Genomic DNA, 21,936 nt, shown 5'->3' with positions numbered 1-21,936 from the left:
CGTGCGGCTTACGCCGCAGGTCACTCCCGTTGTCAAAAAAAACCATACGGTCGACCTGCAAAACGTTGCAGATAAGGTAGTCAATCATGAGCACCAGGCACTTTCTCTCCCTGCTGGATTTCACCGCTGACGAATTGCTCGGCGTGATCCGTCGAGGCATCGAGCTGAAGGACCTGCGCAAGCGAGGCGTGCTCTTCGAACCCCTGAAGAACCGCGTACTGGGGATGATCTTCGAGAAGTCCTCGACCCGCACCCGCGTATCGTTCGAAGCGGGCATGATCCAGCTTGGCGGCCAGGCGATCTTCCTGTCCCCGCGCGACACCCAGCTGGGTCGCGGCGAGCCGATCAGCGACAGCGCCATCGTGCTCTCGAGCATGGTCGACGCGGTGATGATCCGCACCCATGCCCACAGCACGCTGACCGAATTCGCTGCGCACTCGAAGGTGCCGTTGATCAACGGTCTGTCCGACGAATCGCACCCCTGCCAACTGCTGGCGGACATGCAGACCTTCGTCGAGCACCGTGGCTCGATCCAGGGCAAGACCGTGGCCTGGATCGGTGATGGCTTCAATATGTGCAACTCCTACATCGAGGCTGCCCGCCAGTTCGATTTCCAGCTGCACATCGCTTGCCCGGAGGGCTACGAGCCCGATCCACGCTTCCTCGAGCTCGGTGGCGAGCACGTACGGATCATCCGTGATCCGAAGGAAGCGGTACGCGGCGCGCACCTGGTGACCACGGATGTCTGGACTTCCATGGGCCAGGAAGAGGAAACTGCACGGCGCCTGGCGCATTTCGCGCCTTACCAGGTCACCCGCGAGTTGCTCGACCTGGCGGCACCCGACGCCCTGTTCATGCACTGCCTGCCCGCTCACCGCGGTGAGGAGATCAGCCAGGACCTGCTGGACGACCCACGTTCGGTCGCCTGGGACCAGGCCGAGAACCGCCTGCATGCACAGAAGGCTCTTCTTGAATTCCTTGTAGAACCGGCTTACCACCACGCATGAGTCAACCCCTGCTGCTCAACCTGCGCAACCTCGCCTGCGGCTATGGCGAGCAGCGCATCGTCCAGAACCTCAATCTGCACCTGAACGCAGGCGACATCGGTTGCCTGCTGGGTTCATCGGGTTGCGGCAAAACCACCACCCTGCGCGCCATCGCCGGCTTCGAGCCGGTGCATGACGGCGAGATCCAGCTGGCCGGAGATGTCATCTCCCGTGCAGGCTTCACCCTCGCCCCGGAAAAACGCCGGATCGGCATGGTGTTCCAGGACTACGCGCTGTTCCCGCACCTGACCGTGGCACAGAACATCGCTTTCGGCATCGGCAAACATCCACGCCAAGGCGAAGTGGTCAATGAAATGCTCGAGCTGGTCAAGCTCGGCGGCCTGGGCGCACGCTACCCCCACGAACTTTCCGGCGGCCAGCAGCAGCGCGTCGCACTGGCCCGCGCACTGGCGCCAGAGCCGCAGTTGCTGCTGCTCGACGAGCCGTTCTCCAACCTCGACGTGGAGCTGCGCCGACGCCTGAGCCACGAAGTGCGCGACATTCTCAAGAGCCGTGGCACCAGCGCAATACTGGTCACCCACGACCAGGAAGAAGCCTTCGCCGTCAGCGATCATGTCGGCGTGTTCAAGGAAGGCCGCCTGGAACAATGGGATACGCCCTACAACCTCTATCACGAGCCCCAGACGCCGTTCGTGGCCAGTTTCATCGGCCAGGGCTACTTCATCCGCGGCCAGATGAGCAGCCCGGAAGCGGTGAACACCGAGCTCGGTGAACTGCGCGGCAATCGCGCCTACTTGATGCCTGTAGGCAGTTCGGTGGACGTCCTGCTGCGCCCGGACGACATCGTGCACGCACCGGACAGCACGCTGCGCGCGCGCATCAATGGCAAGAGCTTCCTGGGCGCCTCGACGCTCTATCGTCTGGAACTGCCCACCGGTAGCCAACTGGAGGCGATTTTCCCCAGTCATGTCGATCACCAGATCGGCCAGGACGTAGGCATCGCCGTCGCGGCTGACCATCTGGTGCTGTTCGCCGTACCGGGCAGTGTCGCGGCGCAATTGCAGGCCCAGGAGAACGGCGTACGCCGCTACAGTTCGGCGACCTGAAGGCGCTCTGCTGCGCGCCCTCAGCCTCTGCCGATCCCGGCAAACCTGCCCTGGGTATGCTCGGCCAGCACTGCTGCTGCCAGCTCCACTTCCAGCCCGCGCCGTCCGGCGCTGACATGAATGCTGTCGAACTGCTGCGCCGACTCATCGATGAAGGTGCGCAGGCGCTTCTTCTGCCCCAGAGGGCTGATACCACCGACCAGATATCCCGTGGCCCGCTGGGCTGCGGCAGGGTCGGCCATCTCGCACTTCTTGACCCCGGCAGCCTGGGCGAGCGCCTTGAGGTCGAGCGTGCCGATCACCGGCACCACTGCCACCAGCAACTCACCTTTCTCGCTGCTGGCCAGTAGTGTCTTGAATACCCGCTGCGGATCGAGCCCGAGCTTCTCGGCGGCTTCCAGGCCATAGGAGGCGGATTTGGGATCGTGTTCGTAGCTGAGCACGCGATGTTCGGCGCGCGCCTTCTTCAGCAGGTCGAGTGCGGGGGTCATGTACAGCTCCAGTCGATGACGGCGTGCCGGCTACTTTAGGGGAAATCCCGGAGGCCAGCCAGCGCACGTCGGGGCGTGCACCGGACCTGTGCAGGCAGGATCATGTTCGCGGGTCAAAATGTGGCCGATGGTTCACTTTCGACCTTTGACATCAGCGTTTCTTGTCTATATTTTTTCGTTTCTGAAGAAAACACGCACATAAACAGTGCACATTCGTACACTCGCCGGTCGTTCATGGGGATGGACAACCGGCGTCGACAGCCGGGCGTCCTGCGCCTCACAACAACAAGAACCGAAGGTCCTACATGACGACAGCTCTACGACAACCAACGCTTTCCGGCCAGTGCATGGCCGAGTTCCTGGGGACTGCGTTGCTCATCTTCTTCGGTACCGGTTGCGTGGCCGCGCTCAAGGTCGCGGGTGCCAGCTTCGGACTCTGGGAAATCAGCATCATCTGGGGCGTCGGCGTCAGCATGGCGATCTACCTCAGCGCCGGCGTTTCCGGTGCGCACCTGAACCCGGCAGTCAGCATCGCACTCACCCTGTTCGCCGGTTTCGACAGGCGCAAACTGCCTTTCTATATGCTCGCCCAGGTCTGTGGCGCCTTCTGCGGTGCGGCACTGGTCTACACCCTGTACAGCACGCTTTTCTTCGATTTCGAACAGGCGCATGGCATGGTCAGGGGCAGCCAGGCCAGCCTCGAGCTGGCGTCGGTGTTCTCCACCTATGCGCATCCATCGCTGTCCATCGGCCAGGCATTTCTGGTCGAACTGGTGATCACAGCAATCCTCATGGCCGTGATCATGGCCCTCACCGATGACAACAACGGCCTGCCGCGTGGCGCCACCGCACCGCTGCTGATCGGCCTGCTGATTGCGGTGATCGGTAGCGCCATGGGGCCGCTCACCGGCTTTGCGATGAACCCCGCCCGGGATTTCGGGCCCAAACTCATGACATTCCTGGCGGGTTGGGGCGAAATTGCCTTCACTGGTGGACGGGACATTCCCTACTTCCTGGTTCCGGTGTTCGCACCGATCCTTGGCGCGTGCCTAGGGGCCGCGGGCTATCGCGTCCTGATCGCCCGCAACCTGCCGACGGCCGACGCCGCGAATCCAAAGACAGATGCTGCTACCCAGGGCGATACTCAAACTTCCTGAGACTGGCGCTGCGGGATCTCGCCCGCGCGCGCTGACTCACTCCCTTTTCGTGCAAGGCAACGACCATGACAGACACCCAGGATAAGAACTACATCATCGCCCTGGACCAGGGCACCACCAGTTCGCGGGCGATCATCTTCGACCGCGACGCCAATGTGGTCGGCACCTCCCAGCGCGAGTTCGCCCAACACTATCCGCAGGCCGGCTGGGTCGAACACGATCCGATGGAGATCTTCGCCACGCAGAGCGCGACCATGGTCGAGGCCCTGGCGCAGGCAGGTCTGAGCCACGCCCAGGTGGCGGCGATCGGTATCACCAACCAGCGTGAAACCACCGTGGTGTGGGACAAGGAAACCGGTCGCCCGGTGTACAACGCCATCGTCTGGCAGTGCCGTCGCAGCACCGAGATCTGTGCCCAGCTCAAGCGTGACGGCCACGAACAGTACATCCGCGAAACCACCGGCCTGGTCACCGACCCGTACTTCTCCGGCACCAAGCTCAAGTGGATCCTCGACAACGTCGAAGGTGCCCGCGAGCGCGCCGAACGTGGCGAACTGTTGTTCGGCACCGTCGACAGCTGGCTGATCTGGAAATTCTCTGGCGGCAAGGTGCACGTCACCGACTACACCAATGCCTCACGCACGCTGATGTTCAACATTCACACCCTGCAATGGGATGACAAGCTGCTGGACATTCTCGGCATCCCGCGGCAGATGCTGCCCCAGGTGCGCCCGTCCTCGGAGGTCTACGGCCACACCAAGAGCGGTATCGCCATCGCCGGTATCGCCGGCGACCAGCAGTCGGCGCTGTTCGGCCAGATGTGCGTGGAGCCGGGCCAGGCCAAGAACACCTATGGCACCGGCTGCTTCCTGCTGATGAACACCGGCGACAAGGCCGTCACCTCGTCCCACGGCCTGCTCACCACCATTGCCTGCGGCCCTCGCGGCGAAGTGGCCTACGCCCTCGAAGGCGCAGTGTTCAACGGTGGTTCAACGGTCCAGTGGCTGCGCGACGAGCTGAAGATCGTCAATGACGCGCTCGACACCGAGTACTTCGCCAGCAAGGTGAAGGACAGCAATGGCGTCTACCTGGTACCGGCCTTCACCGGCCTCGGCGCACCCTACTGGGACCCGTACGCCCGCGGCGCCCTGTTCGGCCTGACCCGTGGCGTCAAGGTCGACCACATCATCCGTGCCGCCCTGGAATCGATCGCCTACCAGACCCGCGATGTGCTCGACGCCATGCAGCACGACTGCGGCCAGCGACTCTCGGAGCTGCGGGTTGATGGCGGTGCAGTGGCCAACAACTTCCTCATGCAGTTCCAGGCCGACATTCTCGGCACCTGCGTGGAGCGTCCGAAAATGCGCGAAACCACGGCCCTCGGCGCCGCCTACCTGGCAGGCCTGGCCTGTGGCTTCTGGAGCAGCCTCGACGAGTTGCGTGACAAGGCGATCATCGAGCGCGAGTTCAGCCCGCAACTGGATGATACGCAGAAAGAAAAGCTGTACGCGGGGTGGAAGAAAGCCATCGAGCGCACCCGCGATTGGGAAGATCACGAAGGCTGACCGCATCAGCCCACCCAATCCCGTTCAGCAACGGCCTTGCGCGCCCGCTCACGGCGCAAGGCCGCTTCCACAGAAGCACCGGTCTCAGGCTAGCGACGACAGTCTACTGGTCGTCATCCCCTTCCTACGGCATCATTGCAGCATTTGTCCGGCAGCCCCAAAGGACCGCCCATGAATCTGCCCCCTCGCCAACAACAAATCCTCGAACTGGTGCGCGAACGCGGCTACGTCAGTATCGAGGAAATGGCGCAGTTGTTCGTCGTCACGCCCCAGACCATCCGTCGTGACATCAACCAGCTCGCCGAGGTCAACCTGTTGCGCCGCTATCATGGTGGTGCCGCCTATGACTCGAGCGTCGAGAACACCGCCTACGCCATGCGCGCCGACCAGATGCGCGACGAGAAACAACGCATCGCCGAGGCCGTCGCACGGCAGATCCCCGATCACGCCTCGTTGTTCATCAATATCGGTACCACCACCGAATCCATCGCCCGCGCCCTGCTCAACCACAGCCACCTGAAGGTCATCACCAACAACCTGCACGTGGCGTCGATCCTCAGTGCCAAGGATGACTTCGAAGTCCTGGTGGCAGGCGGTACGGTTCGCCGCGATGGCGGTGTCGTGGGGCAGGCCAGCGTCGACTTCATCAGCCAGTTCAAGGTCGATTTCGCCCTGGTCGGCATCAGTGGCATCGATGAAGACGGCAGCCTGTTGGACTTCGACTATCAGGAAGTACGGGTATCCCAGGCCATCATCGCCAATGCCCGACAGGTCATCCTCGCCGCAGACTCCAGCAAGTTCGGGCGCAACGCCATGGTGCGCCTGGGCTCGATCAACCTGATCGACTGTCTGGTGACCGACCAGCATCCCACCCCCACGCTCACGCAACTGCTGAACCAGTACAAGATCCGCCTGGAAGTGGTCTGAGCGCGCAGCGCTGAACCTCACCGGTGGCGAGCCACCGGTGAAACAGCGCCATAAAATGTTCAATAATGTTCACTTTATTGCCATCTGATCAGTATTTTCTATGATCAGCGACTGGCGATGGCCTTTTTGTTGCGCTACTATTTTCGGAAACGAACATAGATGTTCACATTCGCTGTGAACCGCCCTCAGGAGGCCTTGCCCGTGTCCCAGCCCGTCCAGCCCCAGCCGCCCCTCGCCGACTGCTATGACCTCGCCGTGATCGGCGGTGGCATCAATGGCGTCGGTATCGCCGCCGATGCTGCCGGGCGTGGCCTGAAGGTCTTCCTGTGCGAGAAGGACGACCTTGCCCAGCACACCTCCTCGGCGAGCAGCAAGCTGATCCATGGTGGCCTGCGCTACCTGGAGCACTACGAATTCCGCCTGGTACGTGAAGCCCTGGCGGAGCGCGAAGTACTGCTGGCCAAGGCGCCGCACATCGTCAAGCCCATGCGCTTCGTGTTGCCACATCGTCCCCACCTGCGTCCGGCCTGGATGATTCGCGCTGGCCTGTTCCTCTACGATCATCTGGGCAAGCGCAAGCGCCTGGGCGGCTCGCGCAGCCTGCGTTTCGGTGCGGGCTATCCGCTCAAGCCGACGATCACCCGCGGCTTCGAATACGCCGATTGCGCAGTCGATGACGCTCGCCTGGTAGTGCTCAATGCCATGGCCGCACGTGAAAAAGGCGCCCACCTGCACACCCGTACCCGCTGCCTGCGCGCCGAGCGCGTCGATGGCCTGTGGCAGGTCGAGCTGCAGCATGCCGACGGCAGCCTGCAGACCATTCGCGCCCGCGCCCTGGTCAATGCCGCCGGTCCTTGGGTGGCAAGCTTCATCAAGGACGACCTCAAGCTCGATGCGCCCTACGGCATCCGCCTGATCCAGGGCAGCCATCTCATCGTGCCGCGGCTGTACGAAGGCGAACATGCCTACATCCTGCAGAACGAAGACCAGCGCATCGTCTTCTGCATCCCTTATCTGGACCGCTTCACCCTGATCGGCACCACCGACCGTGAATACAGCGGCGACCCGGCCAAGGTGGCGATCACCGACGCGGAAACCGACTACCTGCTCAAGGTGGTCAACGAACATTTCAATCATCAATTGTCACGCGCCGACATCCAGCACACCTACTCCGGCGTACGCCCGCTGTGCAACGACGAGTCGGACAACCCTTCTGCCGTCACCCGCGACTACACCCTGGCGTTGTCCGCCAGCGAGGGGCAGGCGCCCCTGCTTTCGGTGTTCGGCGGCAAGCTGACAACCTACCGCAAGCTTGCAGAATCAGCGATGACCGAACTCAAGCCTTTCTTCTCCCAGATGCGCGGCAGCTGGACTGCCAGCGCGCCATTGCCAGGGGGCGAAGGCATGACCAGCGTGCAGGCCCTGGTCGATGCCGTTCTGGCGCGCCACGGCTGGCTGCCGGTGGACATCGCCAAGCGCTGGGTGCTGACTTACGGCAGTCGTGTCTGGCGCCTGCTTGAAGGTGTACAAGGGCCGGATGACCTTGGTCAGTCGATCGGCGGTGGTTTGTTCAGCCGCGAGGTGGATTACCTGTGCGCTGCAGAATGGGCTGTCAGCGTGGACGATATTCTCTGGCGCCGCACCAAACTGGGCCTGTTCACCAATGCTGTCGAGCAACAGGCTCTGGCCGACTACCTGCAGCAGGCCGCCTCGAACCGGGCGCGGGTCCGCGCGGCCTGAGTCATTGACGGGCTGGCGCAACACCAGCCCGTCCCTTGCCTTGCAGGCGCGCAAACCCTTCAGGGCCCTGATGCGCAGGTCGAGCGTCCACTCGTCGATCACCTCGTATCCTTCTTCAATCTCCAGGTCAGCCAAGCGCGTATGACGCGCGCTCTTATTTCGCTGAACCTGTAGTGACGTGCCCTTTTCACCCTGACCACTATGGTCATGACACCCGGCACCCACCCATTCGGATTTCCGAACGCTTTCATAACAGTCATTCGGAAACCCGCACGCCCACCCTTGGAAATAATTCGTCAGAAAAGATTAATTCCCAGGAAATTCGCGGCGTTATGATGAATGTCGGAGCTTGGCACGAGTCATGCTCTACACTTGGTAGCCGAACGCACACCGCTTCTTGTTGTGTTCGTTGAACGAAGAGTCCGCCAACGGCTCCATAAAAAAAACAAACGTCGAGGAAAATTTGATGCGTATCGTTCGTCAATTGCTGGGCGCTGCAATCGCCGCCGCCGTCATCGCTTCGCCGGTCATGGCCGAAGAGCTGACCGGCACCCTGAAGAAGATCAAGGATTCCGGCACCATCACCCTGGGCCACCGTGACTCCTCCATTCCGTTTTCCTACCTGGCAGGCAGCACTACACCCGTGGGCTACTCCCACGACGTCCAGCTGGCTGTGGTCGAAGCCCTGAAGAAGCAACTGGGCACCGACATCAAGGTCAAGTACAACCTCGTCACCTCCCAGACCCGCATCCCGCTGGTGCAGAACGGCACCGTCGACCTGGAGTGCGGCTCCACCACCAACAACGTCGAGCGCCAGCAGCAAGTCGGCTTCTCGGTTGGCATCTTCGAAGTCGGCACCCGTCTGCTGACCAAGGTCAAGGACGGTCAACCCTCCTACAAAGACTTCCCGGACCTGGCCGGCAAGAACGTCGTGACCACCGCCGGCACCACCTCCGAGCGCCTGCTCAAGGCCATGAACGCTGACAAGCAGATGAAGATGAACGTGATTTCCGCCAAGGATCACGGTGAAGCCTTCAACATGCTCGAAAGCGGCCGCGCCGTAGCCTTCATGATGGACGACGCCCTGCTGGCCGGTGAAATGGCCAAGGCCAAGAAACCGACCGACTGGGTCATCACCGGCACCCCGCAATCGTACGAAATCTACGGCTGCATGGTGCGCAAGGACGATGCGCAGTTCAAGAAAGCGGTCGATGACGCCATCGTCGCCTACTACAAGTCGGGCGCCGTGCAGAAGAGCTACGACAAGTGGTTCCAGCAGCCAATCCCACCGAAAGGCCTGAACCTGCAGTTCCCGATGAGCGAAGAGCTGAAGAAGCTGATCGCAGAGCCTACCGACAAGGCTGCGGACGAAACCAAGTCCTGATCCCCTGCTGAAATGGCCCGCGTGCTCCACCAAGCACGAATCCAACCGACGGGCCACGCATAAGTGTCTAACCTTTACTTCCGAGGGCGCCCAGCGCTCTTGGAAGTTCAAAGGTGCCCGTGAAACAACCGTCTGAGGGGAAATCCCGATGAATTACAACTGGGACTGGGGCGTGTTCTTCAAGTCCACTGGCGTGGGCAGCGAAATCTATCTGGACTGGTACGTCACCGGTCTGGGCTGGACCATCGCCATCGCCATCTGCGCCTGGATCATCGCCTTGCTGCTGGGATCGCTGCTTGGCGTCATGCGCACCGTGCCGAACCGTCTGGTATCGGGCATCGCCACCGCCTACGTGGAACTGTTCCGCAACGTACCGCTGCTGGTGCAGCTGTTCATCTGGTACTTCCTGGTACCGGACCTGCTTCCGGAGGGCCTGCAGGAGTGGTTCAAGCAGGACCTCAACCCGACCACCTCGGCACTGATCAGCGTGATCATCTGCCTTGGCCTGTTCACCGCCGCGCGTGTCTGCGAACAAGTGCGCACCGGTATCCAGGCCCTGCCCCGCGGACAGGAGTCTGCCGGGCGCGCGATGGGCTTCAGCCTGCCACAGATCTACATGAACGTGCTGCTGCCACAGGCCTACCGGATCATCATTCCGCCGCTCACCTCCGAATTCCTGAACGTGTTCAAGAACTCCTCGGTGGCGTCGCTGATCGGCTTGATGGAGCTGCTGGCCCAGACCAAGCAGACCGCCGAGTTCTCCGCCAACCTGTTCGAGGCCTTCACCCTGGCCACGCTGATCTACTTCACCCTGAACATGGGCCTGATGCTGCTGATGCGCATGGTCGAGAAGAAAGTTGCCGTGCCTGGCCTGATTTCCGTGGGAGGTAAGTAATGGACATGGATTTCAGCGAAATCATCCCTGCCCTGCCCGCCCTGTGGGACGGCATGGTCATGACCTTGCAACTGATGGTCATGGGTGTGGTCGGTGGTATCGCGCTGGGGACCGTCCTGGCGCTGATGCGGTTGTCGTCGAGCAAGCTGCTGGCCAATATCGCCGGCGCCTACGTCAACTACTTCCGCTCCATCCCGCTGCTGCTGGTGATCACCTGGTTCTACCTGGCCGTGCCCTTCGTCCTGCGCTGGATTACCGGCGAAGACACCCCGATCGGCGCGTTCACCTCCTGCGTCGTGGCCTTCATGATGTTCGAGGCGGCCTACTTCTGCGAAATCGTGCGTGCCGGCGTGCAGTCGATCTCCAAGGGCCAGATGGGCGCCGCGCAGGCACTGGGCATGACCTACGGCCAGTGCATGCGCCTGATCATCCTGCCCCAGGCGTTCCGCAAGATGACCCCGCTGCTGCTGCAGCAGAGCATCATCCTGTTCCAGGACACCTCGCTGGTCTACACCGTGGGCCTGGTGGACTTCCTCAACTCGGCACGCTCCAACGGCGACATCATCGGGCGCTCCCACGAGTTCCTGATCTTTGCCGGCGTCGTGTACTTCCTCATCAGTTTCTCCGCTTCCTGGTTGGTCAAGCGTCTGCAAAAAAGGATCGCCGTATGATTTCCATCAAGAACGTCAACAAGTGGTACGGGGACTTCCAGGTGCTGACCGATTGCACCACCGAGGTCAAGAAAGGTGAAGTGGTGGTGGTCTGCGGCCCATCCGGCTCGGGCAAGTCCACCCTGATCAAGTGCGTCAACGCGCTGGAGCCGTTCCAGAAGGGCGACATCGTGGTCGACGGCACTTCGATCGCCGATCCGAAGACCAACCTGCCCAAACTGCGTTCGCGGGTGGGCATGGTATTCCAGCACTTCGAGCTGTTCCCGCACCTGTCGATCACCGAAAACCTGACCATCGCCCAGCGCAAGGTGCTCGGCCGCAGCGAGGCGGAAGCCACCAAGAAAGGCCTGGCCTTGCTCGAGCGCGTAGGCCTCGGCGCCCATGCCAAGAAACACCCCGGCCAGCTCTCCGGCGGCCAGCAGCAGCGCGTGGCGATCGCCCGCGCCCTGTCGATGGACCCGATCGTCATGCTGTTCGACGAACCGACCTCGGCACTGGACCCGGAAATGGTCAACGAAGTACTGGACGTGATGGTCGAGCTCGCCCATGAGGGCATGACCATGATGTGCGTGACCCACGAAATGGGCTTCGCCCGCAAGGTCGCCAACCGGGTGATCTTCATGGACAAGGGCAACATCATCGAGGACTGCCAGAAGGAAGACTTCTTCGGCAACCCCGAAGGTCGCCACGAACGCACCCAGCACTTCCTCAGCAAGATCCTGCAGCACTGATGATCCCGGTGTCCGCTGCCTGCCAGGGCAGCGGACGCTGGTCGTGACAAGGCCACTGTGATGAAATGCGATCCTTCGCTACTTCGCCCTGCCAAGCCTGCCGTGAAATCCCGCCTGATCCGCCAACTGTTCCTCCCACCACTGATCGTCCTGCTGATGGTCGGTCTGGGCCTGGTCGGCTACATGATCAGCGAAAACAACGGCATCCGCGCCCTGAGCGAGAACGGCGAGCGCCAGCTCGAGCTGCACGCGCGCACGGTCGAAAGCGAAATCAGCAAGTACACCTACCTGCCGAGTCTGCTGGAGCTCGAAGACAGCGTCTCGCAACTGCTCGCCGAACCTGACGGCGGCTCGCGGCAGGTCGTCAACGAATACCTCGAAGGCCTGAACCGCCGCAGCCGCAGCCGGGCGATCTACGTCCTGGACACCAGCGGCCGGGTGCAGGCCACCAGCAACTGGCGCGACGCCGACTCCTTCCTGGGGGAAGACCTGGCCTTCCGCGCCTATTTCCAGGACGCCGTGCGCGGTCAGCCTGGGCGTTTCTACGGCATCGGCAGCACCACCGGGGAAGCCGGCTACTATCTGGCCCATGGCCTGGAAGAGCACGGCAAGATCATCGGCGTCGCGGTGATCAAGGTCCGCCTGGACACCCTGGAAGAGCGCTGGCAACGCGCCCGCCTCGAAGCATTCGTCAGCGACGAGAACGGCATCATCATCCTTTCCAGCGACCCCGCCCGGCGGTTGAAGTCGGTGCGCCCGCTTACCCCGCAGATCAAGGAAGAGCTGGCGCGCAGCCTGCAATACTACTGGTGGCCACTCAACGAACTGCAACCGCTGGCCCGCGAGACGCTGGGCGATGGTGTAGAAAAACTGACCTTCCCGGCCAACAGCGAAACCGCCCAGGGCAAAGTGCGTGAAGTCGCCTACCTGGCCCAGACCCGGCGCCTGGCTGACACCCCCTGGCACTTCACCCTGCTCACCCCGCTGCAGGATCTGCATCGCGAGTCGATGGTCCAGGGCATCCTGGTCGGCGTTGCCTTCGCCCTTCTGGCAATCCTCGGCATCGCCTGGAACGAGCGGCGCAAGGTGATCGCCACGCGCCTGGCCGCCCGCGAAGCCTTGGAAGAAGCCAATAGCCTGCTGGAGCGGCGGATCACCGAACGTACCGCCGACCTGCGTGCCAGCAACGAACGACTCAAGGGGCAGATCCGCGAACGACGTCACGCCGAGCAGACCCTGCGCCATGCCCAGGACGAGTTGGTCCAGGCCGGCAAGCTGGCAGCCATCGGGCAGATGTCGACCAGCATCGCCCATGAGCTGAACCAGCCGCTGGCGGCACTGCGTACCCTGTCGGGCAATACCGTGCGCTTCCTCGAACGCGGAGCCTTCGAGACCGCCAGCACCAACCTGCGCACCATGAACGACCTGATCGACCGCATGGGGCGCATCACCGCCAGCCTGCGCTCCTTCGCCCGGCGTGGCGAGGACAGCGGCCGCGCCTCGCTGGGCAAGGCGGTGGAAGCGTCCCTGCAGGTACTCGGCAACCGCATCGGCGCGTGCAACCTGCAATTGCATCGCCAATTCGATGACCAGCCGCTGGCGATCGACCAGACGCGCCTGGAACAGATCCTGGTCAACCTGCTTGGCAACGCCCTCGACGCCATGACCGCCCAACCCCAGCCGCAGCTGTGGCTGGAAGGCGAACTGGCAGGCGACAGATACCGCCTGCGGGTTCGCGACAACGGCCACGGCATTGACATCGAGGCCCGCAAGCACCTGTTCGAACCGTTCTTCACCACCAAACCGGGCGAGCATGGCCTGGGCCTGGGCCTGACCTTGTCGGCCAGCCTCGCCACAGCCGCCAAGGGCACCTTGAGCGTCGAGCATCCCGCTGGCGGCGGCACAGCCTTCATCCTCACCCTGCCCCTGGTCACCTCCCCCACAGACTCGGCCGATGCCCCATGAACGAAGGGTCCCCATGAACCAAGCACCCTTGACTGTCCTGATCGTCGAAGACGACCCCCACGTGCTGCTCGGTTGCCAGCAGGCGCTGGCGCTCGAGGATATCGCTTGCGAAGGCGTCGGCAGCGCCGAACAGGCCCTGGAGCGAATCGGTGACGATTTCGCCGGGATAGTCGTCAGCGACATTCGCCTGCCGGGCATCGACGGCCTGGAGCTGCTCAATCGCCTCAAGGCCCGCGACCGCAGCCTGCCGGTGGTGCTGATCACCGGCCACGGCGACATCGACATGGCCGTCGGCGCCATGCGCAACGGCGCCTACGACTTCATGGAGAAGCCGTTCTCGCCAGAGCGACTGGTGGATGTGGTACGCCGGGCGCTGGAGCAACGCGGCCTGTCGCGTGAAGTGGTCGCCCTGCGCCGGCAACTGGCCGGTCACAGCTCGCTGGAAGGACGGATCATCGGCCGCTCGCCTGCCATGCAGAACCTGCGCGAACTGATCGCCAACGTCGCCGACACCTCGGCCAACGTACTGATCGAAGGCGAGACCGGCACAGGCAAGGAACTGGTCGCCCGTTGCCTGCACGATTTCAGCCGGCGCCAGACAGCCCCCTTCGTGGCCTTGAACTGCGGCGGCCTGCCGGAAAACCTGTTCGAGAGCGAAATCTTCGGCCATGAAGCCAACGCGTTCACCGGCGCAGGCAAACGGCGGATCGGCAAGATCGAGCATGCCAATGGCGGGACACTGTTCCTCGATGAAGTCGAGAGCATGCCGATCAACCTGCAGATCAAGCTGCTGCGCGTCTTGCAGGAGCGCACTCTCGAGCGCCTGGGCTCGAACCAGAGCATCCCGGTGGACTGCCGGGTGATCGCTGCCACCAAGTCGGACCTGGACGCCATGGGCCAGGCCGGGCAGTTCCGCAGCGACCTGTACTATCGCCTCAACGTGGTTACGCTCGAGTTGCCGCCGTTGCGCGAACGCCGCGAGGACGTACTGCAGTTGTTCGAGCATTTCCTGCAGCAATCGGCGCTACGCTTCGACCGCGAAGTTCCCGAGCTGGACAGCCAGACATTGTCGCGGCTCATGGCTCATGACTGGCCGGGCAATGTGCGCGAGCTGCGCAACGTCGCCGAGCGCTATGCGCTGGGCTTGCCGGCGTTCAAGAAGGCCGGTGGCAGTGCGAGCCAGGGGCTGGGCTTTGCCGAGGCGGTGGAGGCGTTCGAACGCAACCTGCTCAGTGATGCCTTGCAGCGCACTGGCGGCAACCTCAGCCAGGCCAGCCAGGAGCTGGGCATGGCCAAGACGACGTTGTTCGACAAGGTGAAGAAGTACGGGTTGGGCTGACAGGGCTCAGCGCCACCCGACTCAAAGCCCAGCCAGGTGCGTCGCATCCTGACGATGCGCCTTCAGGTAGGGCAGCACCGCCGCGAGCAACGGCGCCTTGAACGGCTCCTGGAAGCGGTGCGCCAACCCCGGAATCAAGCGTAACTGGCTGCCCTGGATGTGCGCCGCCAGGTGCACCCCATGCATCACCGGGAGCAGCGGGTCGGCCGTGCCATGCACGACCAGCGTAGGCACACGCAACTGGTTGAGCAGCGCCACCCGGCTCGGCTCCGCCAGGATCGCCATGATCTGGCGCTTGACCCCCTCCGGATTGAACGCCCGGTCATAGGCCAACGCCGCCTGCTGCAACAGCACCGCGCGATCATCGTGCACCGTCGGGCTGCCCAGAGCCGCCAGCAGGTCGGCCTGCTGCTCCAGCGCCACTTCACGGCTCGGTGCACTACGCCGCGCCAGCAACTGCACCAACGCAGGATTCGGCGCCGGCAAGCCTTCGGCACCGGAGCTGGACATGACCAGCGTCAGGCTGCGCACACGCTGCGGCGCCATGGCAGCCAGGTGCTGGGCGATCATCCCGCCCATGCTGACCCCCAACACATGGAACTGCTCGATCCCGAGCTCATCCATCAGGTGCAGACCGTCACCGGCCATGTCAGTCAGGCTGTAGGGCGCCGCCACTGGCAGGCCAAGCTTGTAGCGCAGCAACTCGACGGTGAGGTTGGCCGAAGCCGGCGCCTGGTTCCAGCGCGACAGGCCAACATCGCGGTTGTCATACCGGATGACCCGAAAACCTTGGCGACACAAGGCCTCGACCACATCATCCGGCCAGTGGATCAATTGCCCGCCCAGGCCCATGACCAGCAGCAGTGCCGGATCCCCCGGCGCACCAACGCTCTGGTAGACCAGGCTCAACTCACCCAGCTCGGCTCGCTGCACCGGCACATGGGCATCGCACCGGCCGGCGGCGAAACCTGTCGGTGCCCCGCACAACAAAAGAAAGAAGATCAGAAAAACCCGCATGGAAGGAAACACCAGAATGCAAATCCCCAGTAGAGCGCGAGTCTGATGAAATCCCTTCGGTGGCGCTGCCACAGTTGCGTGACAGTTTGATTAATGTCGCCGAACGGTCATCTGCAGGGTGCTGTCGACAGACACAGCAACATGAGAGAAACTCAACCCAATCGATCTTTTACCAAGTGTTTCTCCCGGAGTTGCAAGTGCTGGAAATCCGTCACCTGAAAACCCTTCATGCCCTGCGCGAAGCCGACAGCCTGGTGGAGGCCGCCGAGCGCCTGCACCTGACCCAGTCGGCGCTGTCGCACCAGTTCAAGGAGCTGGAAGAGCGCCTGGGGATGCAACTGTTCGTGCGCAAGACCAAGCCGATCCGCTTCACCAGTGCCGGCCTGCGCCTGCTGCAACTGGCCGACGCCACCCTGCCGCTGCTGCGTGGCGCCGAACGCGACATCGCCCGTCTCGCCGGCGGTACCGCGGGCCGCCTGCACATGGCCATCGAGTGCCACAGCTGCTTCCAGTGGCTGATGCCGACCATCGACCAGTTCCGCGATGCCTGGCCGGAGGTGGAGCTGGACCTGGCCTCGGGCTTTGCCTTCGCCCCCTTGCCTGCACTGGCCCGGGGCGATCTCGACCTGGTGGTGACCTCCGACCCGCTGGACCTGGCTGGCATCACCTACGTGCCGCTGTTCACCTACGAAGCCATGCTTGCGGTGGCAAACCAGCACGCGCTGGCGAGCAAGCCCTACATCGTTCCGGACGACCTGGCCGACCAGACCCTCATCACCTACCCGGTGGAGCGTGATCGCCTGGACATCTTCACCCGCTTCCTCGAGCCGGCCGATATCGAACCGGCCGCGGTGCGCACCTCGGAGCTGACAGTGATGATGATGCAGTTGGTCGCCAGCGGTCGCGGGGTGTGCGGCATGCCGCACTGGGCATTGCACGAGTACAGCTCGCGCGGCTACGTGAAGGGCAAGCGCCTGGGCGAGAAAGGCCTGTTCGCCACGCTCTATGCCGCAGTGCGCACCGACATGCTCGATGCGCCGTACATGCGTGATTTCCTGCTGACCGCCAAGGATACCTCGTTCGCCACCCTCGACGGTGTCAGCGCGGTGCGCTGATGCCTTCACGCCACAGCGGCAGGATCAGGTCGCGGGTCAAGGGTGCCAGTGCCAGGGTTGGCGCCTGATCGGCCGCCAGCCAGTGCACTTCCTCGATTTCCGCGGCGGGGATCACCGCCTCGGCGCACTCGACGCGAAACAGCTCGGCCTGTACTTCAAAACCTGGCTCGTTGGCCGCCGGCGCGCTGAAACGGCCAAGGTGCACGGCCTGCTCGGGGTCGATGCGCACGCCCAGCTCTTCGTGCAGCTCGCGCACCAGCGCCTGGACCGGCGTTTCACCGGCATCGATCTTGCCACCCGGTTGCATGAAAGCCTGGGTCCCGCGCTTGCGTACCAGCAGGGTACGGCCCGCCGGGTCGATGAGCAGGGCGGCGGCGATGTGGATAGTCTTGGTCATGGGGGCATTCCTGGACAGAAGCTGGCGAGGATACCTGATGCAGCGCGCTCTGAGCGGGTTTACCGGGGCAAACGCCAACTCCGCCCTAAGCCGGACGAACGGCCCCTTGCCAACCACCTCGCCAAACGCCATAAACACTGCATGAACCTGCCCGCACAGCAGCACCCGGTGCTCGACCTGTTCCACCCCGCCGTCGGCACCTGGTTCCGGCAACGCTTCGCCACCGTCACCGACGCCCAGGCCCGCGCCTGGCCGCTGATCCACGCCGGCCAGTCGATGCTGCTGGCCGCTCCGACCGGCTCGGGCAAGACCCTCAGCGCCTTTCTCGCAGTGCTGGACGAACTGTTTCGCCAAGGTCTGGAGCACGACGGCGAGCTGCCCGCGCAAACCCAGGTGATCTACGTTTCACCGCTCAAGGCGTTGTCCAACGACATTCGCCTCAATCTCCAGGCGCCTCTCGAAGGCATCGCTCAGGCACTCGCCGAGCAGGGCCTGAAAGCACCACACATCACCACCGCCGTGCGCACCGGCGATACACCGCAAAAAGACCGCGCAGCCATGCGCAAACGCGCACCGCACATCCTGGTGACAACGCCTGAATCGCTGTACGTACTGCTCGGTTCGGCCTCGGGTCGTGCCGGGCTGAACCAGGTGCACACGGTGATCGTCGACGAGATCCACGCCCTGGCCGGCAACAAGCGCGGCTGCCACCTGGCACTGACCCTGGAGCGCCTGCAAGCCCTGTGCGGCCGACCGTTGCGCCGCATCGGCCTGTCGGCCACGCAGCGCCCGGTCGAGCGGGTGGCGCAGTTCCTGGTCGGGCATCAGCGGCCCTGCGCCATCGTCGATGTCGGCCACAGCCGCGAGCGCGACCTGGCCATCGAGGTGCCGCGCGTGCCGCTGGGCGCGGTGATGGCCACGGATGTCTGGGAACTGCTCTACGACCGACTCGCCGCCCTGGCCCGCGAACACCGCACCACGCTGGTGTTCGTCAACACCCGGCGCCTGGCCGAACGCCTGACCCGGCACCTGAGCGAGCGCCTGGGCCAGGACGCAGTCGCCGCCCACCATGGCAGCCTGGCCAAGGAGCATCGCCTGTCAGCCGAACAGCGCCTGAAGGCTGGTGGTCTGCGGATGCTGGTAGCTACCGCGTCGTTGGAGCTGGGCATCGATATCGGCGACGTCGACCTGGTGTGCCAGATAGCCTCGCCCGGCTCCATTGCCGCCTTCCTGCAACGCGTCGGCCGCTCGGGGCACCAGGTCGATGGCATTCCCAAGGGCCGACTGTTCCCTACCTCGCGTGACGACCTGATCGAATGCGTGGCCCTGCTCGACTGCGTGCGCCGGGGCGAGCTGGACCTGCTGCACATCCCCAACGCGCCACTGGATGTACTGGCCCAGCAGATCATCGCCGAAGTCAGCAACCAGCCTTGGCCAGAGCAGGCGTTGTTCGACTGCCTGCGCGCCGCGATGCCCTATGCAGGGCTTGACCAGGCGCATTACCAGGCCCTGCTGCAGATGCTCGCCGAGGGTTACAACGGCCGCCAGGGTGTACGCAGCGCCTACCTGCATCGCGACGCAGTGAATGGCACCCTGCGTGGACGTCGCGGCAGCCAGCTCACTGCCCTGACCAGCGGCGGTACCATCCCCGAGACTGCCGACTACAGCGTGCTGCTCGAACCCCAGGCACTGAACATCGGCAGCGTCAATGAAGACTTCGCGGTGGAAAGCATCGCCGGCGATATCTTCCAGCTGGGCAATGCTTCCTATCGCATCCTGCGCGTGGAGCCCGGGCGGGTACGGGTCGAGGATGCCCATGGCCTGCCGCCGACCATCCCCTTCTGGCTCGGTGAAGCGCCGGGGCGCAGTGACGAATTGTCCACCGCAGTCGCGCGCCTGCAGGCACGTCTCGATGAGCAGCTGCAGCAGCATGCAGGCGACCAGTCCCGCGTGCTGCAGTGGCTGAAAGCCGACTATGTGCTGGACGACGACAGCGCCAGCCAGTTGCTCGACTACCTGGGCCGTACCCAGCAAGTGCTGGGCGCCCTGCCGTCGCAGCAGACACTGGTGATGGAGCGCTTTTTCGACGAGTCCGGCGGCACCCAACTGATCATCCACTCCCCCTACGGCAGCCGCATCAACCGCGCCTGGGGCCTGGCCCTGCGCAAACGCTTCTGCCGCACCTTCAATTTCGAATTGCAGGCGGCGGCCAGCGAAGATGCGATCGTGCTGTCGCTGTCCACCAGCCACAGCTTCGACCTCGATGAAGTGTGGCGCTACCTGTCGAGCCGCACCGCCGAGCAGGTGCTGGTCCAGGCACTGCTCGACGCGCCGCTGTTTGGTGTGCGTTGGCGCTGGAACGCGGCCGTGGCGATGGCCCTGCCGCGCTTCATCGGAGGGCGCAAGGTAGCGCCGCAGATCCAGCGGATGAAGAGCGAAGACCTGGTCGCCACAGTGTTCCCCGACCAGATCGCCTGCCTTGAAAACATCGTCGGCGAGCGCCAGATTCCCGACCATCCGCTGGTGCAACAGACCCTCGACGATTGTCTGCACGAGGCCATGGACAGCGAGGGCTGGCTGGCACTGCTGCGGCGCATGGAAAGCGGCGAGGTGCGCCTGCTCAGCCGCGACCTGCCCGCCCCCTCACCGCTGGCCGCGGCCATCCTCAATGCTCGTCCCTATGCATTTCTCGACGATGCACCGCTGGAGGAGCGCCGTACCCAAGCGGTGCTCAACCGGCGCTGGAACGAGGTGCGCAGCGGCGACGACCTCGGCGCGCTGGATGCCGATGCGATCAGTGCGGTAGCGGATGAAGCCTGGCCAAGACCGCTCAACCTCGACGAAATGCACGAGGCGCTGATGAGCCTGGGCACGATCACGCAAGCCGAGGTGCAAGCCAACGATGGCTGGGCAGCCCTGCTCGGGCAGTTGGCAGACGCTGGCCGTGCCTGCCGTCTGGACACCTGCGGCCAGCCGCTGTGGCTGGCTCGCGAGCGCCTGAGGTCGATGACCACGCTGTACCCCGACGCTTCGCTCGCCCCTGCCCTGCAGCCATTGCCCGGCTTCGACCAGGTCGTCGATGCGGATAGCGCCTTGAGCGATCTGCTGCGTGGCCGCCTGAGCGCCTTCGGCCCACTCACCCTGGCGCAGATCGCCACGCCATTGAGCCGCGGCGAGAGCGACGTGGAACAGGCGTTGGCGCGGCTGGAGCGCGAAGGCTATGTCTTGCGCGGGCACTTCAGCCCAGGTCAGCCGCCGCTGCAATGGTGCGAGCGTCACCTGCTGGCACGCATTCACCGCTATACCGTCAAGCGCCTGCGCCGGGAGATCGAACCGGTCAGCCTGCAGGATTTCATGCGTTTTCAGTTCGACTGGCAGCACCTGAGCCAGGAGGAACGCCTGCGCGGGCCGCAGGCGGTAGCGCAGGTGCTCGGACAGCTCGAGGGCTTCCCCTGCGCCGCCGGGGCCTGGGAAGCGGAACTGTTGCCTGCGCGGATCAAGGACTACAGCCCGCACTGGCTTGACGACGCCTGTCGCAGTGGCCAGTGGGCCTGGACGCGGTTGGCCGCCACTGTGTCGAGCAGTACCCTGTCGAGCACGCCGCTGGTGCTTCTGCCGCGCGAACGCCTCGCCCTGTGGCGCAGCCTGGCCAGCATTCCGTCGCCCGAGGCGCTCGGCGCACGGGCACAGCGCGTGCACCAGGCTTTGCAGGCCCATGGCGCGCTGTTCTTCGACGAGCTGGCCGAGCAAGCCCGCCTGCTGCCCAGCGAGCTGGAAAACGCCCTGCAGGAACTGGTCGGCTCGGGGCTGGCGGGCGCCGACAGCTTCAGCGGTCTGCGCAGCCTGATAACGCCGGCGGCCAAACGTTCGTCACGCAATAGCCGCCGCGGTCATCCACCGCTGTCCAGCAGCATGGTGCAGGCCGGTCGCTGGGCGCTGCTGCGGCGCAGCACTGGCGAACAGGACAGCGACCAGCGCCTGGAACATATAGCCCGCAGCCTGTTGCGTCGTTATGGGGTGATCTGCTGGCGCCTGCTGGAGCGCGAAAGCGCAGCACTACCGCCATGGCGCGAACTCCTGCGTTGTTATCACCGGCTGGAGGCACGCGGGGAAATCCGTGGCGGGCGGTTCATTGCCGGGCTGGCCGGCGAACAGTTCGCCCTGCCCGAAGCCGTGGGGTTATTGCGCCAGGTGCGGCGGCGGGAAGTGGACGGGGCGCTGGTGGTGATCAGCGCCAGCGATCCATTGAACCTGGTCGGCACCCTGCTGCCTGGTAGCAAGCTACCGGCTGCGGGGGGCAACCGCCTGCTGTATCGCGACGGCGTGCCGGTGGCAGTGCGGATCGCGGGCAACTACCGGTTTCTGATCGAGGGACCGGCCGAGGAACAGCAAACCTGGCGCCAGCGCCTGTTGCGCGACAACTGAGCGC

At 64.0% G+C, this 21,936-nt stretch carries 17 protein-coding genes; 14 read left to right on the top strand and 3 right to left on the bottom strand.

Going from position 1 to position 21,936, the window contains the following annotated elements; translation table 11 throughout:
• Nucleotides 1-86: 86 nt before the first annotated feature.
• Together argF and F6X62_RS15080 are read left to right on the top strand one after the other, a co-directional pair.
• Entirely contained in the window at nucleotides 87-1,007 is a 921-nt protein-coding gene (argF, locus tag F6X62_RS15085; protein ID WP_054891797.1) for an ornithine carbamoyltransferase, read from the top strand.
• Nucleotides 1,004-2,113: an ABC transporter ATP-binding protein gene (locus F6X62_RS15080; RefSeq protein ID WP_054891798.1), complete on the top strand. Its 1,110-nt coding sequence runs from the start codon at nucleotides 1,004-1,006 to the stop codon at nucleotides 2,111-2,113. The genes argF and F6X62_RS15080 overlap by 4 nt, the downstream gene beginning before the upstream one ends.
• A 20-nt stretch (nucleotides 2,114-2,133) precedes the next feature.
• On the opposite strand, the gene ybaK is transcribed toward F6X62_RS15080, so the two are convergent.
• Nucleotides 2,134-2,604 (bottom strand): Cys-tRNA(Pro) deacylase, encoded by a 471-nt coding sequence (ybaK, locus tag F6X62_RS15075; RefSeq protein ID WP_063543428.1) that lies wholly within the window; start codon nucleotides 2,602-2,604, stop codon nucleotides 2,134-2,136.
• A gap of 305 nt (nucleotides 2,605-2,909) precedes the next feature.
• Between ybaK and F6X62_RS15070 the strand changes: the two genes are divergently transcribed.
• The 10 genes from F6X62_RS15070 to F6X62_RS15025 all read left to right on the top strand — a co-directional run bounded on the left by F6X62_RS15070 (nucleotide 2,910) and on the right by F6X62_RS15025 (nucleotide 14,978).
• Nucleotides 2,910-3,761: an MIP/aquaporin family protein gene (locus tag F6X62_RS15070; protein ID WP_153774004.1), complete on the top strand. Its 852-nt coding sequence runs from the start codon at nucleotides 2,910-2,912 to the stop codon at nucleotides 3,759-3,761.
• Between the two features lie 65 nt (nucleotides 3,762-3,826).
• Nucleotides 3,827-5,326 carry a glycerol kinase GlpK gene (glpK, locus tag F6X62_RS15065; protein WP_063543426.1) on the top strand — a complete coding sequence of 500 codons (1,500 nt, stop codon included), beginning with the start codon at nucleotides 3,827-3,829 and terminating at the stop codon, nucleotides 5,324-5,326.
• Nucleotides 5,327-5,497: 171 nt separating this feature from the next.
• Entirely contained in the window at nucleotides 5,498-6,253 is a 756-nt protein-coding gene (glpR, locus tag F6X62_RS15060) for a DNA-binding transcriptional repressor GlpR (RefSeq protein WP_063543424.1), read from the top strand.
• Nucleotides 6,254-6,454: 201 nt separating this feature from the next.
• Nucleotides 6,455-7,993 carry a glycerol-3-phosphate dehydrogenase gene (glpD, locus tag F6X62_RS15055; RefSeq protein ID WP_153774003.1) on the top strand — a complete coding sequence of 513 codons (1,539 nt, stop codon included), beginning with the start codon at nucleotides 6,455-6,457 and terminating at the stop codon, nucleotides 7,991-7,993.
• 466 nt (nucleotides 7,994-8,459) lie between these two features.
• Nucleotides 8,460-9,377, top strand: coding sequence for a glutamate/aspartate ABC transporter substrate-binding protein (locus F6X62_RS15050; RefSeq protein WP_054891803.1), 918 nt, complete (start codon nucleotides 8,460-8,462; stop codon nucleotides 9,375-9,377).
• A 148-nt stretch (nucleotides 9,378-9,525) separates the two neighbouring features.
• A complete protein-coding gene (locus F6X62_RS15045) occupies nucleotides 9,526-10,272 on the top strand; it encodes an amino acid ABC transporter permease (protein WP_054891804.1) in 747 nt (248 codons plus the stop codon).
• Nucleotides 10,272-10,943, top strand: a complete 672-nt coding sequence (locus F6X62_RS15040; RefSeq protein ID WP_054891805.1) for an amino acid ABC transporter permease — start codon at nucleotides 10,272-10,274, stop codon at nucleotides 10,941-10,943. The genes F6X62_RS15045 and F6X62_RS15040 overlap by 1 nt, the downstream gene beginning before the upstream one ends.
• Nucleotides 10,940-11,674: an amino acid ABC transporter ATP-binding protein gene (locus F6X62_RS15035; protein WP_065863099.1), complete on the top strand. Its 735-nt coding sequence runs from the start codon at nucleotides 10,940-10,942 to the stop codon at nucleotides 11,672-11,674. The genes F6X62_RS15040 and F6X62_RS15035 overlap by 4 nt, the downstream gene beginning before the upstream one ends.
• Before the next feature lie 60 nt (nucleotides 11,675-11,734).
• Nucleotides 11,735-13,639, top strand: coding sequence for an ATP-binding protein (locus F6X62_RS15030; RefSeq protein WP_063543422.1), 1,905 nt, complete (start codon nucleotides 11,735-11,737; stop codon nucleotides 13,637-13,639).
• Nucleotides 13,640-13,652: 13 nt separating this feature from the next.
• Nucleotides 13,653-14,978, top strand: coding sequence for a sigma-54 dependent transcriptional regulator (locus F6X62_RS15025; protein ID WP_054891808.1), 1,326 nt, complete (start codon nucleotides 13,653-13,655; stop codon nucleotides 14,976-14,978).
• Between the two features lie 21 nt (nucleotides 14,979-14,999).
• On the opposite strand, the gene F6X62_RS15020 is transcribed toward F6X62_RS15025, so the two are convergent.
• Nucleotides 15,000-15,995 carry an alpha/beta fold hydrolase gene (locus F6X62_RS15020; protein WP_054891809.1) on the bottom strand — a complete coding sequence of 332 codons (996 nt, stop codon included), beginning with the start codon at nucleotides 15,993-15,995 and terminating at the stop codon, nucleotides 15,000-15,002.
• 197 nt (nucleotides 15,996-16,192) lie between these two features.
• On the opposite strand from F6X62_RS15020, the gene metR reads away from it, so the two are divergent.
• Nucleotides 16,193-17,110: a transcriptional regulator MetR gene (metR, locus tag F6X62_RS15015; protein ID WP_054891810.1), complete on the top strand. Its 918-nt coding sequence runs from the start codon at nucleotides 16,193-16,195 to the stop codon at nucleotides 17,108-17,110.
• Here metR and F6X62_RS15010 read toward each other — a convergent pair.
• Complete coding sequence (locus F6X62_RS15010) at nucleotides 17,094-17,507, bottom strand: NUDIX domain-containing protein (protein WP_054891811.1); 414 nt, start codon at nucleotides 17,505-17,507, stop codon at nucleotides 17,094-17,096. The two genes, metR and F6X62_RS15010, sit on opposite strands and share 17 nt — an antisense overlap.
• A gap of 141 nt (nucleotides 17,508-17,648) precedes the next feature.
• On the opposite strand from F6X62_RS15010, the gene F6X62_RS15005 reads away from it, so the two are divergent.
• Nucleotides 17,649-21,932, top strand: coding sequence for a DEAD/DEAH box helicase (locus F6X62_RS15005; protein WP_153774002.1), 4,284 nt, complete (start codon nucleotides 17,649-17,651; stop codon nucleotides 21,930-21,932).
• The last annotated feature ends 4 nt before the right edge of the window (nucleotides 21,933-21,936 follow it).

The sequence above is a fragment of the Pseudomonas sp. MNR3A genome (assembly GCF_009650575.1).
Classification (GTDB): domain Bacteria; phylum Pseudomonadota; class Gammaproteobacteria; order Pseudomonadales; family Pseudomonadaceae; genus Aquipseudomonas; species Aquipseudomonas machongensis.
The sequence above is the reverse complement of the archived record's forward strand: the minus strand, read 5'-3'. Positions and strand labels throughout refer to the sequence as shown.